Origin of the sequence: Agromyces laixinhei, from assembly GCF_006337065.1 — a bacterium.
GTDB lineage: Bacteria > Actinomycetota > Actinomycetes > Actinomycetales > Microbacteriaceae > Agromyces > Agromyces laixinhei.
Map to the genome: position 1 here is coordinate 98686 of NZ_CP040872.1, position 18971 is coordinate 117656.

Here is an 18971-nt window from a genome sequence, read left to right on the forward strand (position 1 = left end):
CAGACGAATCCACAAGCCGGCGCGCCGGCGATGAATGAGGCCATCACCACGGGCCGCAAGCGAGACGCGCCGGAACGCCCGTCCGTCGTCAATCCCAACGCGGCCCCGGTGCTCGTCAAGCTCACCCCGCCGTTCTCCGTGCGGGCGAGCCAGTTCTTCTGGATCCTCAGTTTCGCCGTGGGCGGGTTCGCGGTGGTGTACTTCTTCGTCATCCGGAAGACCCAGCTTCCCCTGATCGCCGACGTCGTTCGCGGAGTCGGCGATGCGCGCGCCGAGCAGACGTACGAGACCGCCGCCGACATCGTGTTCTGGATCGTCTTCGGCGTGATGGTGACGGTGCTCCTGGCCCAGATCACGCTGCTCGTCTCGTTCATGAGCAGGCGCCCCAAGATTCGCTGGTGGCAGCTCTCGACGTTGGTGGTGCAGATCCTCCTGCTGCTGCTGGCGATGGACCTGGTGGCGATCGGTGAACGCGGCGAGCCGTTGCGGCTCCTGCTAGCCGCCCAATGCGGGCTCGTGCTGATCGCGTTGCTCGCGAGCGTGCTCCCCGGCGCCATCGCCTGGACCGCCCGGCAGCACGACATCCGCCGCGGGCCGCAGTTCTGACGCGATCTCCTCCAGACTCCGGATCACCACCCGGCAGGCACCCACCGCAGCGCGATCGGTCAGCGGAGACTCGGCCAGACGGCGCCAGTGCACCAAGAGGTCATCCACACGGTCTCGGAGGGAGTCGCCGGCTGCGTTCTCCGCCATGCCGAGGCGTACGTGAGTCGGAGTGCCCTTGGCGCCGATGATCGTCTGGGCGTCCTCGGCATCCTGCGCCGTCAGCGGCAACCCCTCGGATCGCGCACTGGCCAGCAGCGAGAGCTCGCGCAGCGCGTGTGCGCCGGCGGTGATGCGCTCGATGCCGCCGCGAATCTCCTCCGTTCCCTCACGCGGCTTCTCGCGGATGAGCTGGTCGAGGCCGAGCAGCACGCCGCGCACCTTGAGCGTCGACGCACGAGTGCGGAACTGCACGCGCACGAACTGCTGGAGCTCGATCAGTCCGCTCTGCTGCACCAACTGCTCCGACAGGTCGGACGAGCTTTCGACCCCGCCGCGGATCAGTGCGGTGGCCAGTCGCACCCCGAACAGTCCGAACCGGCCGAGCAGATGCCGGCGCTCTGCCGCGCTGAGCTCGGTCACGTCGGACGTCATCGTGAATCGGTCGGCCGACACGAGGAGGCGCTCACGGTCGGCGCGTTCGAGTTCGGCCAGTTGGCGGAAGGCCGTGTACTCGCTCTCGCGAAGTGTGCGAGCCCCCTCTGCCAGGAGCCCCGCGACCGGGATGACGCCGAGCACCAGCGAGGCCAGGTCTCCGTCGAGTTCGTAGCGACGCGCCACCTTGCCCGCCGACAGCAGCGAACCGATGCGACCGGAACCGATCTCGTCTGAACGGGAGAGCACGCCGAGCGCGCAGATGGTCTGCGCCGCCCCGGCCGCGGTGTCGCGGAAGGCCTCGAGGAACTTGACGTCCGATGCGTGCAGGTGTCGCATGAGGTAGACGACGGCATCTGCTGACGACGGCGCCTCCTCAGGAGTGAGGAACAGTGTCGCGCGCGCAGAGGTGTCTTCAGAGAGGGAGGCGATGCCCGGAGTGTCGATGAGGATCATCGACTTCAGCCCGACGAGCGGCCACCCGACGTCGATCCAGCCCACCTCCTCGGCGGGTGTGTCACCGAGGTCCATCACCAGGCGTCCTTGATCTCGTCGCACCGGCAGCCGCTTGGGCTCACCCTCCTTCGGGTGCAGCGTGATGGTCGGAGTGGCCGAGTAGCGGTACCAGGTGACGACCCGCGTGCACTCACCGGCATCCGTCGGTGCGATCTGCTCGCCGAGCAGGGCGTTCAGCAACGTCGACTTGCCCGCCTTCACCATGCCGGCGACCGCGAGCCGCAGGGGTTCGTTCAGGCGCCGCTCGAGTTCGGCGATCGAGACCTGCGCCGCGGAATCACCGGCGTAGACGCTGCGTGCCGTTCGCAGCAGGCCCTCTGCATCGTCCCTCGCCTGTGCCGTCACTGCTGAATCGCCTCGGTGCGGGCGGGCGGAAGCTCTGGGATCTCGGCGCGAAGCGCCTCGAGCTGACGGATCTGGGCCTGCAGCTGCGCCACTCGCTGGTCGCGCTTGGACGTATACGTGGTCGCCGTCTGCTTCGCCGTGACGAGCGCGTCGGACAGGGAGCGGTGGAGCTCTTCGGCCATCGTCCCGAAGTGGTCGCGGGCAGCACGCTGCACCAGGCGCAACCGGTCTTTGAGCTGCTTGCCGACCTGGAAGGTCACCTCGTCGATGTAGCGGCGCACATGACCCTTGGCCTCCTGCTTCCTGCGGACCAGTCGCGCGCTCATGTCTTCGCGGTAGGCACGCCGGCCGACCAGCACCCCGGCGAGCAGCGACAGCGGATTGATCAGCGTCATGCCGATCAGCCCGGTGGCGAGGCCCACCATGAGCACGCCGCCGTAAGAACCGCGCACGCCGATGTAGATGCGCTCTCCTGCGCCGAGACGACCCGAGTCGAGCACGGAGATGTCCTCGACCGGATCGAGCACTCCCTGGGTGTCACCGACGTCGATCGCCGGGAGCGCGGCCTCCCCTTCACTGAACAGCTCGGCCACCTCCTCCGACAACCATCGCGAGCGTTCGTCGGTCCACACGAACGTCTCGGAGACCGCAGTGGCGACTCGCTGGTCGAGCCATTCGGTGATCTGATCCCAGATCGGCCCGGGGTCGCCCTGCTCGATCGCATCCTCGGCCTCGCGCTGCACCTTGCGCAGCCGATCACGCAGATCGTGCTCCATATCGGCGATGAGGTCGGCGACACCGTCGGTGAGCGTCACCTGCCAGCGCGCGGACCGGCCCCGGAACTCGTCGGCACGCACCTTCGCCGTCTCCAGCTGGGCGATCATGCGCGGTGTGTCTTCGGGATGCAGGATCGCGTTCAGCTCGGAGCGAAGCGACATCGTGAGCTGCTCGACCACCGAGACGAGGTCGTGCACGGCGCTGCGCTCGTGGATCACCTCGGCGCGACCGAGCACCTCGCGGCGCAGATGCGTGACGAGCGCCGGAAACCCCGACTCGTCGTTCAGGGCGCGGTCTTGCAGCTCGGCCGCGAGCAGGCGCAGATCACTGGAGACGGAGAACATCGGCACATCGCCGGCGTCGCGGAGGTGCCCGCGGTCGATCTGCTCGATCTCACGCCACGACGGGTAGAGATCGGTCTTGGCGAGCACGGCGGCGACGTTCGGCGAGATGCGCATCGCGTGCTTGAGAAACTGCACCTCGGGTTCGGTGTACTCCTGCGAGGCATCCGACACCAACAGCACAGCGTGCGCCGACGACAGTGCCGACAGCGTCGCGAGCGCATTGGATGACTCCATGCCGCCCACACCTGGCGAGTCGACGAGCTTCAGACCGCCCCTGAGGATCTCGCGCGGCAGCAGCACCTCGGCCGACACGATGCGTCGCTCGTTGCGCGGGTTGCCCCGCTCGGAGACGAAATCCGAGATCTCCTCGAGTGCGATCTGCTTGCGTTCGACGGTGGCCGCACCCGTGACCGGGTCCTGGTGCTGCTCGAGCACCCACGCGGAGGGTTCGTCGGCGTACCCAACCGCCGTCGGCACACTCGTCGCGATGTCGTCGTCGACGGCGCATGCCGGCGCATTGACGAGCGCGTTGATGAGCTTGCTCTTGCCCTGCTTGAATTCGCCGACCACGATGACCCTGATGTCGGGGTCGACGAGACGAGCCTGCGTCTGCTGCATGCGCCGGGCGAGATCGGCACGGCCGGATGCCTCGGCGAGTCGCCCCACGTCGCGCACGACCTCCATCATGGCCGACTTCTCGGCTCCGGGATCTGGAGCGTCGCGCCGGTTCGCCTGCTGGTCTTCGGGGATCGCAGTATGCTCGCGTTCGACCACTGCAGGCTCCTCGGCATTGACGGCTTCCGGCACGGCTTCCTCGTCTCTCCATCGTGACAGAAGACGGGGTGGAGTGCACCCCGTCTCGTCTTCGAACTCGACGTCACAGTGGGAAGTCGAGCCCCATGCTTCCGTCGACCCCCATGTCGCCGCTGTCGACGACGTCATCGACCTCGTCGCCCCAGATGAGCGCGGTGTCGACATCCCAATCGGATGCATCGACGTGCTCGATCTCGGCGGTGAAGAGGTTCACCGCCGTCGGGTCGGAGAAGGCGTCGGCGGGATCGCTCTCCCACGCACTGTCATCTGACTCGCCGTCGAACGGCAGATCGCTCCAGCCGCTCGCGGCCTCGTCACCAGACATCTCGTACACCTTCAGACCTGTGGGGAACTTCGCTCAGCATTGCAGATCGAGATCGGCACTGCCGGCAACGGGACGATCGCAGTTGCGGCCGCCCCAGGATGGGGGTGTGCCCGGCCGCCCCTGAGGGGGCGACCGGGCGATACTGCGAGAACCTACAGCGTGATGTCGTCGACCTGCACTGCGACGGCGTCGGGGCTGAGGATGTTGGCGTTGTCGACGTCCACATCCACATCCGTCGAGTAGTCGTCGTTGAACGAGTCATCGACGTCGACGTCCCAGTTGTGCGAGTCCCAGGTGTTGCCGATCGAGACGTCGCCCACCGAGATGTCGGTGCTGGAGTTGTCGACCCAGGCGTTGTGCCCGGCGGCGACCGAACCGTCACCGGAAGCGGTGTTCGCCTCCTGCCCGAAGTACTGGGAGACGTTGCCGCCGCCGCCGTCGCCACCGATGGCTCCGACGTTGCCACCGTCGCCGCCGGGGCCGTTGCCGCCGCTGCCACCGGTGCCGCTGCCGCCCGTGCCGGATCCGCCGGATCCGCCGCTGCCGCCGTTGCCGCCTGCACCGCCGTCGCCGCCGTCGCCGCTGCCGCCGCCGGGGAGGAAGTCGAGGAGACCGCCACCGCCGCCTGCACCGCCTGCACCGCCTGCGCGCCTGCGCCGCCTGCGCCGCCTGCGCCGCCGGTTCCGTCGCCGCCGGTGCCCGCACCGCCGTTGCCGCCGCTGCCGTTGCCACCGGACGCATCTGCGACTGCCACTCCGGCTGCGCCTGCGCCGCCGACGGCCGAGATGTTCTGGTTGACCGACTGGTCGACGACCGTCGAACGGTTGTCGATGTTCACCTCGGTGTCGCTGCCGCCCCAGCCACCGCCGTGACCGCCGCCGTATCCGGCTGCCGCCGCGCCGCCGCCGCCGGCGCCGACGATGTTGAGGTCCTCGAAGCCGACGTTGTACTGGCGAACGCCCGCGTTGATCGAGTGGTCGTTGATCGTCGTGTTGCCCGAGTCGCGGATCGTCGTGTTGCCCGAGTCGTTGATCGAGTGGTCGTCGTTGTTCGAGTTGATCTTGTTGTCGTTGAACGAGTCGAGGTTGTTGTCGTTCAGCGAGTCGACGTTGTTGTCGTTCAGCGAGTCGACGTTGTTGTCGTTGAACGAGTCGAGGTTGTTGTCGTTCAGCGAGTCGACGTTGTTGTCGTTGAGCGAGTGGACGTTGTTGTCATTCAGCGAGTCGACGTTGTTGTCTTGGATCGGCACGTTCACGTTGAACGAGTCGCGGACGCGAGACCACAGAATGTTGTCTTCGAAAGCCATGAGTGAATTCCTTCGCTTCCCCGGACGCTCTCACGCCCTGTTGTCGGTTACGTGTCTCACGGTACGAGCGAGGCGCGATGGTCGGCATCGGGGGCTTTCCCGAGGGATCGCGGGGTGGCGTAGGGGCCCCCGGCGCCGGATCAGGGGGGCGCAGTGGGGCAGCTCAGTTGCAGGAAACGATCACGCGCTGTCGCGGATCGGCGCGGACGCCTACTGTTCGCCGAGCGTGCGGCCGGCGGAGCAGCGGGTCTCTGCCGCGGTCTGACCGGTGATGTCACCCGGCAACGCCTCGGCCGTCGGCACGGGGGCCGGCGCGGCGGGATCGACCGGGGCCTCTTCGACGGGAGCCTCTTCGGCCGGAGCCTCAGCGGCCGGGGCGATGGCGTTCGGGTCGCCAGCGGACGCGAACGCGGCCTGCTGGGCCGCCGCGTCGAAGGTCACGGGCAGGTCGTTCGTCAGCGCCGTTCTGATGTATTCCGCCGACGACGTCGGGGCCACCGCACCGCCGCCTTCGACGTACGCGGTGGGGTACTGGATGAAGGCGATCTTGTTGAGATCGGTGTCTTTCAGCGCCTTGGCGATCGAGATCATGCGCGTCGGGTTCATGAGGCTCTCGGAGAGCTGCATGTTGGCGAGAGCGGCCTTGGCGATCGAGTAGAGCTTCACCGGGTCGCCGAGCGTGCCGTTCGACTGCAGGGTGCGGGCGAGTGACGAGAGGAAGACCTGCTGGTTCGAGATGCGGGCGAGGTCGCTGCCGTCGCCGACGCCGTGACGAGTGCGCAGGAACTGGAGTGCCGCCATGCCCGAGAGGGTGTGCGTGCCCGCGTCGAGGAAGGTGCCGGTGTACTCGTCTTCGATGGGTTCCGCAACGCAGACCTCGACGCCGCCGACGGCTTCGGAGAGCCCCGCGACGCCCAGGAACTGCACGCTTCCGGCGAAGAGGATCGGGATGCCGAGCTCATCTTCGACGGTCTTCACGACGCAGCCGAGCCCGCCGTGCGAGAGCACCGAGTTGATCTTCACGCCCGAAAGCGAAGAGAGCTGCTCGTCGGGATTCTCGGGGTCGGCGCACTCGGGAACGTCGACGAGCATGTCGCGGGGAAAGCTCACGACGGAGGCGTTCGAGTGATCCTCCGAGATGTGAAGCAGCATGGTGACGTCGTTCAGCACAGCGGTCTCTTCGTCGGGGTCTCCGAACGCTTCGCCCTGACCCTGCCGGCTGTCGCTGCCGACGATGAGCATGTTCAGGCCGCCCTCCATGGCGCCCACGTCGGGCACGCCTTCGAGCACGTCTTCATTGCCGAGGCTGACGGTGGGCTGCACGGTGTCGGCGAGGTCCCACGCGGCGTAGGCCGCGATGGAGACCCCGGAGACGGCCGTGATCGCGACCACCGACGCGGCCACCTTCGCGAGGGTGCGCCACGCTGAGCGGCGCTTGAGACGGCCGTGCCTGACGACGGGAGCGGAGGCCGCCGCACGGCGGGCACTGCTGCGCAACTCTTCGGGCACCGGGATCCTCTCAGGAGACGTGTCGTGCATGTGCGGAGGGCGTGGGATTCGAACCCACGAGACATTTCTGCCCACTGGTTTTCAAGACCAGCTCCATCGGCCGCTCGGACAGCCCTCCATGCCCGCGCGATGCATCCCGAAGGAGGCGGATCGTGCAGGCAGGCACCGATTCTAGCCGAAGCAGATTCCACCACCCTCGCAGGCCAGCCTGAAAAGGTGCTGATGCCGCCGTCATCAGCCTTCGTTGGCGGTCGAGCAGCGCACTTCGGCCCCCGACTGGCCGGTGATGTCGCCGGGCAGCACGACGGGCGTGTCGGGGGTGGCCGGAACCTCGGTGCCGGGCACAGGCTCGGCGGGAACAGGCTCAGCCTCGGTCGGCGCGGGCTCAGCAGGTGCCGGCTCAGCGGGCGCGGCCTCGCCGGGCGCGGTGCCGAACTCGGTGCTGCCGGTCGCGTTCGGATCGACGGTGACGGTCGCGTCGGCCTGCAGATCGGCGTTCAGCTGAGCGGCGGACTCGGCGGGTACCACCGCGGTGCCGTCGTCGCTGTACACGGTCGGGTACTGGATGAACACGACCTTCGACAGATCGACGTCTTGCATCGCACGTGCGACCGAGACGAGCTTGACCGGGTCCTGCAGCGCCGGCGACAGGCTCATGTTCGAGGTGACGGCCTTGGCGATGGAGTACAGCTTGGCCGGGTCGCTCAGCGTGCCGTCGGCCTGCAGGGTGCGCATGAGCGAGGCGAGGAAGATCTGCTGGTTCGAGATGCGGCCGAGGTCGCTGCCGTCGCCGACGCCGTGCCGGGAGCGCAGGAAGGCGAGCGCGTCGTACCCCGAGATCGTGTGCGTGCCGGCGTCGAGGTGCAGACCCGAGTAGTCGTCGTCGATGCGTTCGGCCACGCAGACCTCGACGCCGCCGACCGCTGTGCTGAGCGCGGCGACCCCATCGAACTCGACGATCCCGCCGACCGGGATCGTCACCCCGGTCAGTTGCTCCACCGCCTCTGCGACGCAACCGATGCCGCCGTGCCCGAGCACCGTGTTGATCTTGACGCCCGACATCGCCGGGAGCGGATCGCCGTCGGGGTCGTCGGGGTTCGGGCACTCCGGCACGGGCACGATCATGTCGCGCGGAAAGCTGACGACCTCGACGTGCGAGTGGTCCTGCGCGATGTGCAGCAGCATCGTGACGTCGTTGAGCTCGGCCGACTCCTCTTCGGGGTCGCCGAAGGCGCCGCTCTCGGGCCGCTTGTCACTGCCGACGAGCAGGAAGTTGAGTCCGCCGTCCATCGCACCGATGTCGGGCACGTCGTCGAGCAGGTGCTCGCTCGCGAGCTCAGTACCTGGCTTGACCGACTGCACCAGGTCGACCGCGGCGTACGCGACGACCGAGGCGGCACTGACGGCGAGCACGGCAACGACGGATGCCGCGAGCTTCAGGTACGTCGCCGCGGCACCCTGCTTCGGCAGCCGCCCGTGACGAGGCACGACCGGCGGCACCGCCGACCCCGCGGCATCCCGATGCTGCTCGCCGATTTCGCTCATCGCACCCCTCTGACTGGGCCGAGTCTATGCGTGCAACACCACGGATTCCTGAAGATTCGGTGCAGTCTGTCGTCAGGGCAGCGAGTCGAGCACCGCTGCGAGGCCCGCGTCGGCGATCGAGCCTCCGACCTCGTTCGCGGCCGCGCGCACCTCGTCGGGTGCCTGACCCATCGCGACCGCTCGACCGGCAGCGCCGGCCCACGCGAACATCTCGAGGTCGTTGCGACCGTCACCGGCGGCGAGCACCCGGTCGCTCGGCAGGTCGAGCCACCCGCGCACCCGCTCGAGCGCGGTCGCCTTGTTGACGCCGTCGGGCGCGATGTCGAGCCACGCGGTCCAGCCGATCGCATAGCTCACGTGGTGCAGGCCCATCTGGTCGACGATCTCGAAGAACTCGTCGAAGCCGTGCTCGAGGCTCGTCACGACGACCCGCGTCGCGCGCTGATCGAGCAGTTCCTCGAAGAGCACCTCGCGGGCGTTGTCGAAGTTCCACTCCGTCATGCCCTCGGTGTAGAGGCGGTAGCCGTCGGGCAGTTCGATCATGAACTTGCCTGCCGGCAGGTGCCCGCGGATGCGTTCGAGCACCGCGGTCGGGTCGAAGGTCTCGACGTGACGACGAATGTAGCCGTCGGATGCCGCGTCGTCGCGCTGCATCGTGACGGCGCCGTTCGCGCACACCACGTACTCGGGCTTCAGCCCCAGCTGCTCGAGCACGGGCGCCGTGCCCGCCCAGGATCGACCGGTCGCGAGTGTCAGCACATGACCGCGGCTTCGGGCCTCGGCGACGGCCTCGGCGACGGCGCCGTCGATCGACCCGTCTTCGTGCATGATCGTGCCGTCGACGTCGAGCGCGACGAACCACTGCTCGTCTTCGCCCGGCCGAGGCATCCGCTCGATGCTCATGCGATCGGCTCGAGCACTTCGATGCCGCCGAGGTGACCGCGCAGCGCCTCGGGCACCACGACCGAGCCGTCGGCCTGCTGGTGGGTCTCGAGGATCGCGACGAGCCAGCGCGTCGTCGCGAGCGTGCCGTTGAGCGTCGCGACGGGGGCGGTCCTGCCGGTCTCGGTGCGGTGGCGGATGTCGAGGCGGCGGGCCTGGAAGGTCGTGCAGTTCGATGTGGAGGTGAGTTCGCGGTACGCGTTCTGCGTGGGCACCCACGCCTCGACGTCGTACTTGCGGGCGGCGCTCGAGCCGAGATCGCCGGCGGCCGTGTCGATGACGCGGTAGGTGAGCCCGAGGTCTTGCAGCATGCCCTCCTGCCAGCCGAGCAGGCGCTCGTGCTCGGCCTCGGCGTCAGCCGGGTCGATGTAGGTGAACATCTCGAGCTTGTTGAACTGGTGCACTCGGATGATGCCGCGCGTGTCTTTGCCGTGACTGCCGGCCTCGCTGCGGTAGCACGTCGACCAGCCCGCATAGCGGATGGGTCCCTTCGACACGTCGATGATCTCGTCGGCGTGGTAGCCGGCGAGCGCGACCTCGCTCGTGCCCGTGAGGTAGAGCTCCTGTTCGGGCAGGTAGTAGACCTCGTCGGAGTGCGCGCCGAGGAATCCGGTGCCCTGCATGATCTCGGGTCGCACGAGCGTGGGCGTGATGAGCGGAGTGAAGCCCGCAGCGATCGCCCGGTCGAGGCCCATGTTCATGAGCGCGAGTTCGAGGCGGGCACCGATGCCCTTGAGGTAGTGGAAGCGGGCGCCCGAGACCTTCGCTCCGCGCTGCATGTCGATGGCATCGAGCAGCTCGCCGATCTCGAGGTGGTCGCGCGGCTCGAAGTCGAAGGCCGGAATCTCGCCGACCTCGCGCAGCACGACGAAGTCGTCTTCGCCGCCCGCGGGTACGCCGTCGATCACCACGTTGCCGAGTCGCTGCACGGCGAGCGTGAACTCGGCTTCGGCATCGCTCGCCGCCTGGTTCGCGGCCTTCACCCGGCCGGCGAGCTCCTGCGCCTCGGCGACGAGGGCGGCCTTGGCCTCTTTCGGTGCCTGCGCGACCTGCTTGCCGAAGGCGTTCTGCTCGGCGCGCAGCGCTTCGAAGACCGTGATCGCGGTGCGGCGCGAGGCATCCGCTTCGACGGCCTCGTCGACGAGCGCCGTGGATTCGCCTCGGAGCTCTTGCGAACGCTTGATCAGGTCGGGGTTCTCGCGAAGCAGCACGGGGTCGATCACCCGAGCAAGTGTAGCCGGGGATCGATTATGGAATACCGTAGGCTGCGTGACGGCCCTCGAGCAGCAGGCGACGGATGCCGCGAGCCGAAGCCCGCGGGCGGCCGTGATCTTCAACCCCACGAAGCAGGGCGTCGATTCGCTGCGTGCGATCGTCGCCGCCGCCGAGTCCCGGCAGCACTTCGCGCCGTCGCTCTGGATCGAGACGACGGCCGACGACCCGGGCAAGGGCATGGCGCTCGAAGCGATCGAGGCCGGCGTCGATCTCGTGATCGCGGCGGGCGGAGACGGCACGGTGCGCTCGGTCGCCGCCGCCCTGCGCGGCACCGGCGTGCCGCTCGGCCTCGTGCCCCTCGGCACCGGCAATCTCTTCGCGCGAAACCTCGAGATCCCCGTGAACGACCGCGCCGACGCCGTCGTGCTGGCCTTCGCGGGCCTCGACCGTGCCGTCGACGTCATCGTGGCCGACGTCACCCGGCCCGACGGCAGCGACGAGACGCACGTCTCACTCGTGATGAGCGGCATCGGCATCGACGCCGCGATGATCTCGAACACGAACTCCGACCTGAAGAAACGCGTCGGCTGGCTCGCCTACGTCGACGCCGGCATCCGCGCGCTGCCGGCCTCGAAGCCGTATCGGGTCGAGCACCGCATCGACGACGGCAGGAGCCACCGGTCGAAGGTGTCGAGCATCCTGGTCGCGAACCTCGGCTACCTGCCGGGCAACATCGAGCTGATCCCCGACGCTGCGATCGACGACGGCCGCCTCGACGTGGTCGTGCTCGCGCCCCGCAACCTGTTCGGCTGGCTGCTCATCTGGCGCAAGGTCACCTGGGAGAACCGGGTGCTGCGCAAGTCGATGCTCGGGCGACAGCTCCTCGACCTCACGGGCGGCAATCGGCGCCGCGAGATCGTCTACCTGCGCGGGCGCTCGGTCGACCTCGACATCGACGGCGACGCCGAGGAGTTCGAGATCGACGGCGACCAGTTCGGGCGAGTGACCGCGGCGCGGTTCACCGTCGATGCGGCCGCGCTGATCGTGCGCGTACCGCGCTGACGACGCGGCGGGCCACCGCGTCGTCAGCGCCTCGTCAGCGCCCAGGCCCGTCAGCCGCAGCTGCGCGCGTCGTACGGAACGGTGAGTGACGTGGCGGCGCCATCCGACAGCCTGGTCGCCTCGACGACCACGTCACCGGCCGGCAGCTCGCTCGCTCGCGTCGCGAACGCGTGCACGGCGTTGCCGCCTGCGGCGACCGACGCGAACGACTTCTCGCCGAACTCGCTCTGCAGGCGGAACGAGACCGGTGCGGTCTCGTCGTTCGTCGCCTTCACGACCACGAACGCCTTCGACCCGATGCAGCGCGCCTCGGCCGCAGCCGTCAGTTGCGGCCCGGCGTCGCCGCAGTCCACGGTCGCGTCGGCCCAGTCGGCGCGATCCCACCACTCCGCCTGGCCGGCAGGGGACGCGGCGGCGTTGGGATCGACGACGAGTTCGAGCAGCTGCACACCGGAGACATCTGCCGACACCTCGGCGGCGAGACCCTTCGTCATCGCCCCGCTGTCGTAGAGCAGTTCGCCGTCGCCGAGCACCCGGAAGATGACGTTCGGCGATGCCCCCGCCTTGTTCATGATGTCGTCGATGCCGACGACGGCCGCGAAGCTCGAGCACCGGCCGCCGAGGTTGAACCCGATCGTCGCCGGCGAGTTCACCCCGATGCCCTTGGCGTACTCGACCCCCGCGAGCCGGATGGGAGCGCCGTCCCCCGGGGCCGACTCGCCGATCTCGGTGTCGCGCTCGACAGGGCCGTAGGCCGCGTTGACCGACACCGACGCGAACGCCAGGTCCGACAGGAAGTGGGTGCCGTCGCTCGGCGGTTCTGGCAGTTCCGGCACGGTCGCGTCATGGGCGGCCTGCGCGAGCCCTGCCAGCGACACGATGTCGCCCTCGGGCTCGGTGAGGTAGCCGGAGGTGTCGGTCGATCCCGTGAACTCCGCGCCGACGGCGGCCCAGTCGATGGCCGCGGGTGCGGCCCCCGAGTCGAACGACGCCTGGATGCTCTGGAAGTAACGCTCCCAGCGGTCCTTGTAGTAGTCGCCGACGAGACCCTGCCACTCGCGATTCGCGTAATCGTTCAGACCGGCGTTCACGGCGTTCCGGCCGCCCCAGGTCGTCACGATGGCGCGCGCGTCGAACTCGAGGCGATCGGCCTCCGCCTCGTCGGCCGCGGCCGCCCGGGCGTCGGCGATCCAGCGACCGAGCAGCATCTGCGGCTGCGTCGCGACGATGTCGTCGAGCAGGTCGATGTTGCCGAGCCATTCGTCACTGAGCTGCGTGAAGGCCTCACGGTCTCGCGCGCCGTAGGCTGCCTGCAGCTGCGGAAGCAGCACGCGCGAGGTGTTCGAGGTCACCTGCCGTGCGACATCCATCAGGTCGTAGCGGAATGCCGGCACGTCGGCCGCCGTCGGTGCGGCGGCGAGGAGGTGATCGAGTGCCTCTGCGAAGCGGTCGTGGTCGTAGGAGAACCCGCCCGGCGACCACGTCGCGGCGCGACTGGCCGACAGCGACGGCGTGGCGCCGAAGAGCCCGTCATGCGCCTCGCTGAATCCGTCGTTCGACGGCAGGGTGTACGCGGTCTCGGCGAGGACGCGCCACGCGGCCTTCAACTCGGGATCGTCCACGCCGTAGCGCCGCTCGGTCCAGGCGTCGAACCAGTCGTTCACCTCGACCGGCCCGTTGCGCCAGGCGAGGCCCGCGAAGAAGTCGATGGCGGCGGGGTTGTTGAGACCGCCCTCGGGCAGCGCGGCGATGCCGTCGACTCGGCTGCCCTCCTTGCCGAGCCACTCGAAGTAGCGCTCGTTCCAGGTGGTGAGCTCGGCGCCCATCGTCGTGTGGCCGCCGAAGTTCCAGATGGTGCCGAAGGCGTACGGAATCCCGCTCCACTGCGTCTCGAGGTCGTTCCGGTCGTCGTAGCGATCGGAGAGGCCGTCGACGATGAACGTGGTCTCGGGGTCGGCCGCGGCGGCCACGTCGGCGGGCGGGTTGTTCTGCCAGCCGAGCAGCACCCACGTGGCATCCGGATGCGCCGTCTGCAGTGCCGTCTCGATCGCGCGGGTCGCTGCGGGCACATCGACCTGGCCGCGGCGACCGCCCTCGTGCAGCACGTCCATCTTGTAGGCCGAGGAGCCGCCGAGCAGGCGGTCGGAGGCCTCGTAGAAGGCGCCGGCGATCTCGGGGAACACGCTGGAGTTCGGGTCGAGCCAGCCGGGGCGCTCGAACCCGACCCAGCTGCCCTGCGGCTCCACGCGCGCCCCGTCGTTGCGGTCGGCGAAGTCGGTGGGCACGGTGCCGAAGTACCCCGGAAGCACCGGGGTCATGTCGAGCTCGCGCAGACGGTCGGCGATCTTCCTGCCGAGTTCTGCGCGTTCGGCGAGCAGTGCATCGCTCGTTCCCGCGGGGTAGCTCGACATGTTCTGCAGCAGCCACCACGGCTGGTGCGCCGGCAGCGGGATCCACGCCCGAGACTCTTCAGCGGAGTAGCCGAACTGCTGGAGCACCTCGAAGTACACCGCCTCGGAGCCGACCGGCATGAAGACCTCGTTGAAGCCGAGCGCGGCGAGCTCGTCGATCTCGCGCTCCCACTGCTCCCAGCTGCGATTGGCGCCCGTGTACCCGTCTTCGGTGTCGTTGCCGTAGAAGCGGTGCGACACGTTCGAGTCAGCCGTGATGGGCGACGCCGGCAACGGCAGCGCGGCCGCCGGGTCGAGGTTGCGCACGTTCCAGGAGATCGACTGGCCGATCGTGCCGAGGTAGGCGTTGACCCCGGTGATCGCCGTGGCCGGGTCGGTCGCGGCGACCTGCACATGATCGCCGGTCGAGGTGATCTCGTACCGGTCGATGCCGTCGGCCTCATCGAGCTTCGCGAAGTCGAAACCGTCGGCCGCGTCGCCGAGCAGTCGTTCGGCCGCTTCGCGGGCGGGTTCGAGACCCTCGGCGGTCTCGGCGGGCACATTCACGTTCGCGGTGGGCACGGCACCTTCGGCGTTCGCGGTGGGCACGGCCTCTTGGGCGTTCGCACCGACGGTCGTGCCCGTCACGACGAGGAGCGCGGTGGAGAACGTTGCGAGAGCGGCGAGCGCCGTGCGCACGCGTCGTCGGGGCGGTGGGAGCATCATCGGCCTTTCGCCTGGGTCGGTCAGGGCACGCGTCGTCGCGCGCCATCCTCGACACAAGCAGAGGCCGATCAATTACGCAAGGTTTTATCGTAAAGTTTCGACTAAAGTCGACCCGGAACGGAGACCATGAGCGACCCAGTCGTCGGCACGGCGCGCCTCAAGCGCCAGAACACCGCCAACGTGCTCGGCGAACTGCGCGCCCGGCCGGAACCGGTGCGCATCGTCGAGATCGCCGAGCGCACCGGGCTCACGCGGTCGACCGTCGCGACCATCATCGACGAGCTCGACGCCGACGGGTGGGTGCGACGTCACGACCCGGCAGAATCGCTCGGCCGCCCCGCCGCCCGCTTCACGATCGCGCCGTCGCGGTTCCACGTCGTCGGCGTCGACATCGGCCTGCATCGCGTCGTCAGCGAGGTCGCGGATGCCTCTGGCGACGTCATCGCCGCCGCGACCGTGCAGCACGAGCTGCACGACGGTCGCGAGTTGTTGCGGCTCGCCGCCACGACGATCGATCGCGCACTCGGCGACGCGGCGCTCACGCGGAAGGATGCGGCGGCCGTGTCGGTCGCGAGCGTCGGCATGGTCGACCATGCCTCCGGCCGAGTCCGCGTCATCCGCGGCCTCGACGCGTGGACCGAACTCGATCTGGCCGACGAACTCGGGCGAGGTTTCACGGGCGCGGTCGAACTCGACAACGACGCGAACCTCGCCGCACTCGCGGTGTCGCAGCTCGACGACTGCCCGCCCTCCTTCCTCACCGTGCAGTGGGGCGCACGTCTCGGTGCCGGGCTCGTGCTGGAGCGACGCGTCTACCGCGGACCGCTCGGCGCCGCCGGGGAGATCGGGGCCCTGAAGGTCGTCGACCCGTGGAGCGGCGATGCCGCCACCCTCGAGGCCGTCGTCGGCGCCGAGCGCATCGACGAGGTCGCCCGGCTCATGGCCGCCCGCGACCCGTACACGCGGCTCGCATCGGCGCTCGGCCCCGAAGCAGCCACTGCACAGGTCTTCGAGCGAGCCAATGACGGCGAGCGCGCCGCGACCGAGATCGTCGACCTGCTCGCCGAGGTCGCGGCGAACGCCCTCGCGCCGATCCTGCTCGTGCTCGACCTGCACCGCGTCTACATCACCGGCGGCATCGCCCGCGGCGGCGACGTGCTCACCGCTGCGCTCGAGCGACGGCTTGCAGCAGGCGGAGCGTCACCGGTGGAGGTGCGGGTCTCTCCGTTCGCCGAGAACACCGTGGTCCGCGGCGCGGTCGCTGCCGCGCTGCGCACGGCGTGGGGCACCGCACTCGACGGCGGTCTCGGCAGTGGCGACCGGATCAGGATGGAACCGGGCGCACGTCCCGGAAACTGACGTACCGGTCGCTATCCTCGGGGCATGGGCAGGATTGCTCGCAGCCTCGCCGTGATCGTCGGGGCGGTGATCGCGCTCAGCGGATGCGGGCTTGCCATACCCGCAGACCCTCACGGCACGCTCGATCAGGTGCGCGACGGAAGTCTGCGTGTCGGCGTCTCCGCCAACCCGCCCTGGACCGACACGCACGACGACCGAGAGCCCTCGGGCATCGAGCCCCGCCTCGTGCAACGGTTCGCCGACGAGCTGAACGCAGAAGTCGAATGGACCGAGGGCGGCGAGTCGACGCTCGTGTCCGCGCTTGAGCGCGGTGAACTCGACATCGTGATCGGCGGCATCCTCGACGACACCCCGTGGGTCGATCAGGCCGCCATGACCCTGCCGTACACCGATTCGACCAGCGAACACGGCGACCGAGAGCGCCACGTCATGCTGACCAGAATGGGAGAGAACGCCTTCCTCGTCGAACTCGAGCGGTTCCTGCTCGGAAACGGCGGCGTGACGTGACCGCGCGATTCGGCCGAACCGAGCTTCCCGATCGACAGGCACGCAGCCTGAAGCGAGCCGAGCGCTTCGAATGGCTCACGCTCGGATACCTGGCGATCAGCATCGTGCTCGTGTATTTCGTGATCGGCAGCTCTCAGGCCATGAAGGCGGCCTGGATCGAGGATCTCCTCTCGCTCGCCCCGCCGATCGCGTTCCTGGTGGCGATCCGGATCGTCAATCGGCGACCGACCGACAGGTATCCCTACGGTTTCCATCGCTCGATCGGTGTCGCACACCTCGTCGCCGGCGTCGCGCTCTTCGCCATGGGCACGTTCCTGATCGTCGACTCCGCCATCGGCCTGTTCAGGCTGGAGCATCCGCCTATCGGTTCGGTCCAGATCTTCGGTCAGACGATCTGGCTGGGCTGGCTCATGATGGCGGTCATGGCCCTGACGATCCCGCTGCCCATCTACTTCGGCCGGGTGAAGATGTCGCTTGCGAAGGAGCTGCACGACAAGGTGCTCTACGCCGACGCCGACATGAACAAGGCCGACTGGACGACCGCGGTCGGCACGATCGTCGGCGTCGCGGGCATCGGCATCGGCTGGTGGTGGGCGGATGCCGCGGCCGCGCTCTTCATCGCCGCCGGCATCCTCCGCGACGGCGTGAGGAACATGCGCTCCGCGATCACCGACCTGATGGACACCAGGGCGACGACCTTCGACGGCGACCGGCCCCACCCGGTGACGGCCGAGATCGATACCTACCTGCGTGCGCTGCCATGGGCGGCCGAGGTGGGGTCGCGGGTTCGAGACGAAGGCCATGTCTTCCACGTCGAGTCGTTCATCGTGCCGCGGCACGGTCGCACGCCGTCGTTGCGGAAGCTGCGGGAGGCACGCGACGGATGCATCGAGCTCGACTGGAAGGTGCAGGACATCGTGCTCGTGCTCGTCGATGAGCTCCCAGAGGAAGTGGGCGGGCCAGTCGGCGACCGGCAATCGGAACGGAACCGCTGAGACGTCAAGCGCGCTCCGGCCGTGCCGATCGCGCGCGCCACGCACTGAGCCCGGCGAGGGCGAGCAGGGCGAGCGATCACTCGGGCTCGCCGCTCAGGAGGCCCCGCAACCAGTCGCGGGCCTCGATGAAGATGCCGTCGTCGTACTTCGAGTGGTAGTCGACCGCCTGCTCGTCGGCCCGCGGGTACGACCCGAGGAAGATGACCTTCGGGCTCGTGCGACGCAGGCCGAGCAGCGCGTCGGCGACCCGCTCGTCGGAGATGTGACCGTCGACGTCGACGACGAAACGGTAGCGGCCGAGGGCGTCGCCGATCGGACGCGACTGGATGAGCGAGAGATTCACCCCTCGGGTCGAGAACTGCTCGAGCATCGCGAGCAGCGCACCCGGCTCGTCGTCGGGCAACTCGACGATGAGGCTCGTCTTGTCGGCGCCCGTGGGCGCCGACAGTGCCCGCGATCGGCTGACGAGCACGAAACGGGTGACGGCGTTGGCGTTGTCGCCGATGTCGCGCGCGAGCACGTCGACGTCGAGGTGGTCGGTGATGCCGGGAGGCGCAACGGCCGCATCGGCCTGACTGCCTTCGAAGAGGGATGCCGCGGCCGACACGTTGCTCGTCGCGGGAATGTGCCCGTGCTCGGGGAGCTCCCGCTCGAGCCAGCCGCGCGACTGCGCGTAGGCGACGGGGTGGGCGTTGACCACCCGCACGTCGGCGAGCGCCGTGCCGGGCCGGGCCACGAGCACGAAGTTCACCGGCACGAGGTACTCGCCGAGGATGCGGAGGCCCGGCACGGTGGCGAGCGCGTCTTGCGTGGCCGAGACGCCGCCGTCGATCGAGTTCTCGATCGCGATCATCGCGGCGATCGAGCGGCCGTTCGTGACATCCGCCAGCGCTTCGCCGACGTTGTTGACTGCGCGCCAGTGCGCTCCGGATGCCGCGGCGACCTGCTTGAGCGCCGCCTCGGTGAAGGTGCCCGCCGGCCCCAGGTAGGAGTAGGTCTCCTCGGGCGGTGTGGGCGCGGCATCCGTCATGCATGCCAGCCTATCCACCGCCCCGCCTCCCCTTCTCACCCAACTTTTCTCAGGAGTTTTCTGGCCGA

The 18971-nt window shown here is 68.9% G+C and carries 15 protein-coding genes and 1 tRNA gene; 5 read left to right on the forward strand and 11 right to left on the reverse strand.

What is annotated here, in order from left to right; all coding sequences use genetic code 11:
• The first annotated feature begins 30 nt into the window (after nucleotides 1-30).
• Complete coding sequence (locus tag FHG54_RS00520) at nucleotides 31-606, forward strand: hypothetical protein (RefSeq protein ID WP_139415418.1); 576 nt, start codon at nucleotides 31-33, stop codon at nucleotides 604-606.
• On the opposite strand, the gene FHG54_RS00525 is transcribed toward FHG54_RS00520, so the two are convergent.
• From FHG54_RS00525 to serS, 9 genes are all read right to left on the reverse strand, one after another.
• Complete coding sequence (locus FHG54_RS00525) at nucleotides 496-2058, reverse strand: dynamin family protein (RefSeq protein ID WP_139415419.1); 1563 nt, start codon at nucleotides 2056-2058, stop codon at nucleotides 496-498. The two genes, FHG54_RS00520 and FHG54_RS00525, sit on opposite strands and share 111 nt — an antisense overlap.
• Complete coding sequence (locus tag FHG54_RS00530) at nucleotides 2055-3953, reverse strand: dynamin family protein (protein ID WP_338025687.1); 1899 nt, start codon at nucleotides 3951-3953, stop codon at nucleotides 2055-2057. Before FHG54_RS00530 ends, FHG54_RS00525 begins: the two co-directional genes overlap by 4 nt.
• A gap of 103 nt (nucleotides 3954-4056) precedes the next feature.
• The gene (locus tag FHG54_RS00535; RefSeq protein ID WP_139415420.1) at nucleotides 4057-4317 is read right to left on the reverse strand and encodes a hypothetical protein; all 261 of its coding nucleotides are present in this window, start codon (nucleotides 4315-4317) and stop codon (nucleotides 4057-4059) included.
• Nucleotides 4307-5623, reverse strand: coding sequence for a hypothetical protein (locus FHG54_RS16200; protein ID WP_168197030.1), 1317 nt, complete (start codon nucleotides 5621-5623; stop codon nucleotides 4307-4309). Before FHG54_RS16200 ends, FHG54_RS00535 begins: the two co-directional genes overlap by 11 nt.
• 210 nt (nucleotides 5624-5833) lie before the next feature.
• A complete protein-coding gene (locus FHG54_RS00545) occupies nucleotides 5834-7132 on the reverse strand; it encodes an LCP family protein (protein WP_232333777.1) in 1299 nt (432 codons plus the stop codon).
• Nucleotides 7133-7165: 33 nt separating this feature from the next.
• Nucleotides 7166-7250, reverse strand: a tRNA-Ser gene (locus tag FHG54_RS00550).
• 116 nt (nucleotides 7251-7366) lie between these two features.
• Complete coding sequence (locus FHG54_RS00555; RefSeq protein WP_139415422.1) at nucleotides 7367-8677, reverse strand: LCP family protein; 1311 nt, start codon at nucleotides 8675-8677, stop codon at nucleotides 7367-7369.
• A 72-nt stretch (nucleotides 8678-8749) separates the two neighbouring features.
• Entirely contained in the window at nucleotides 8750-9580 is an 831-nt protein-coding gene (locus tag FHG54_RS00560; protein ID WP_232331349.1) for an HAD family hydrolase, read from the reverse strand.
• Nucleotides 9577-10842: a serine--tRNA ligase gene (gene serS, locus FHG54_RS00565; RefSeq protein WP_139415423.1), complete on the reverse strand. Its 1266-nt coding sequence runs from the start codon at nucleotides 10840-10842 to the stop codon at nucleotides 9577-9579. The genes FHG54_RS00560 and serS overlap by 4 nt, the downstream gene beginning before the upstream one ends.
• A gap of 46 nt (nucleotides 10843-10888) precedes the next feature.
• Between serS and FHG54_RS00570 the strand changes: the two genes are divergently transcribed.
• Nucleotides 10889-11896: a diacylglycerol/lipid kinase family protein gene (locus tag FHG54_RS00570; RefSeq protein ID WP_168197045.1), complete on the forward strand. Its 1008-nt coding sequence runs from the start codon at nucleotides 10889-10891 to the stop codon at nucleotides 11894-11896.
• Between the two features lie 50 nt (nucleotides 11897-11946).
• Here the strand turns inward: FHG54_RS00570 and FHG54_RS00575 are convergent, their stop codons facing one another.
• Nucleotides 11947-15012: an alpha-N-acetylglucosaminidase TIM-barrel domain-containing protein gene (locus FHG54_RS00575; protein WP_139415425.1), complete on the reverse strand. Its 3066-nt coding sequence runs from the start codon at nucleotides 15010-15012 to the stop codon at nucleotides 11947-11949.
• A 126-nt stretch (nucleotides 15013-15138) separates the two neighbouring features.
• Here FHG54_RS00575 and FHG54_RS00580 point away from each other — a divergent pair, with 126 nt between their 5' ends.
• Genes FHG54_RS00580 through FHG54_RS00590 form a run of 3 tightly spaced genes read left to right on the forward strand, consistent with a single transcriptional unit; the run spans nucleotide 15139 to nucleotide 17873 of the window.
• Nucleotides 15139-16371, forward strand: coding sequence for an ROK family transcriptional regulator (locus tag FHG54_RS00580; protein WP_139415426.1), 1233 nt, complete (start codon nucleotides 15139-15141; stop codon nucleotides 16369-16371).
• Nucleotides 16372-16395: 24 nt separating this feature from the next.
• Nucleotides 16396-16878 carry a transporter substrate-binding domain-containing protein gene (locus tag FHG54_RS00585; protein ID WP_139415427.1) on the forward strand — a complete coding sequence of 161 codons (483 nt, stop codon included), beginning with the start codon at nucleotides 16396-16398 and terminating at the stop codon, nucleotides 16876-16878.
• Nucleotides 16875-17873 (forward strand): cation efflux transmembrane domain-containing protein, encoded by a 999-nt coding sequence (locus FHG54_RS00590; RefSeq protein ID WP_139415428.1) that lies wholly within the window; start codon nucleotides 16875-16877, stop codon nucleotides 17871-17873. The genes FHG54_RS00585 and FHG54_RS00590 overlap by 4 nt, the downstream gene beginning before the upstream one ends.
• A gap of 76 nt (nucleotides 17874-17949) precedes the next feature.
• On the opposite strand, the gene pheA is transcribed toward FHG54_RS00590, so the two are convergent.
• A complete protein-coding gene (gene pheA / locus FHG54_RS00595) occupies nucleotides 17950-18903 on the reverse strand; it encodes a prephenate dehydratase (protein ID WP_139415429.1) in 954 nt (317 codons plus the stop codon).
• Nucleotides 18904-18971: the final 68 nt, after the last annotated feature.

Excerpts from the sequence above, each read along its gene's own strand:
- FHG54_RS00520 (WP_139415418.1), top strand. The coding sequence starts at position 31 with ATGAATGAGGCCATCACCACGGGCCGCAAGCGAGACGCGCCGGAACGC.
- FHG54_RS00535 (WP_139415420.1), bottom strand. The coding sequence starts at position 4,317 with ATGTCTGGTGACGAGGCCGCGAGCGGCTGGAGCGATCTGCCGTTCGAC.
- FHG54_RS16200 (WP_168197030.1), bottom strand. The coding sequence starts at position 5,623 with ATGGCTTTCGAAGACAACATTCTGTGGTCTCGCGTCCGCGACTCGTTC.
- FHG54_RS00555 (WP_139415422.1), bottom strand. The coding sequence starts at position 8,677 with ATGAGCGAAATCGGCGAGCAGCATCGGGATGCCGCGGGGTCGGCGGTG.
- FHG54_RS00560 (WP_232331349.1), bottom strand. The coding sequence starts at position 9,580 with ATGAGCATCGAGCGGATGCCTCGGCCGGGCGAAGACGAGCAGTGGTTC.
- FHG54_RS00575 (WP_139415425.1), bottom strand. The coding sequence starts at position 15,012 with ATGATGCTCCCACCGCCCCGACGACGCGTGCGCACGGCGCTCGCCGCT.
- FHG54_RS00580 (WP_139415426.1), top strand. The coding sequence starts at position 15,139 with ATGAGCGACCCAGTCGTCGGCACGGCGCGCCTCAAGCGCCAGAACACC.
- FHG54_RS00585 (WP_139415427.1), top strand. The coding sequence starts at position 16,396 with ATGGGCAGGATTGCTCGCAGCCTCGCCGTGATCGTCGGGGCGGTGATC.
- pheA (WP_139415429.1), bottom strand. The coding sequence starts at position 18,903 with ATGACGGATGCCGCGCCCACACCGCCCGAGGAGACCTACTCCTACCTG.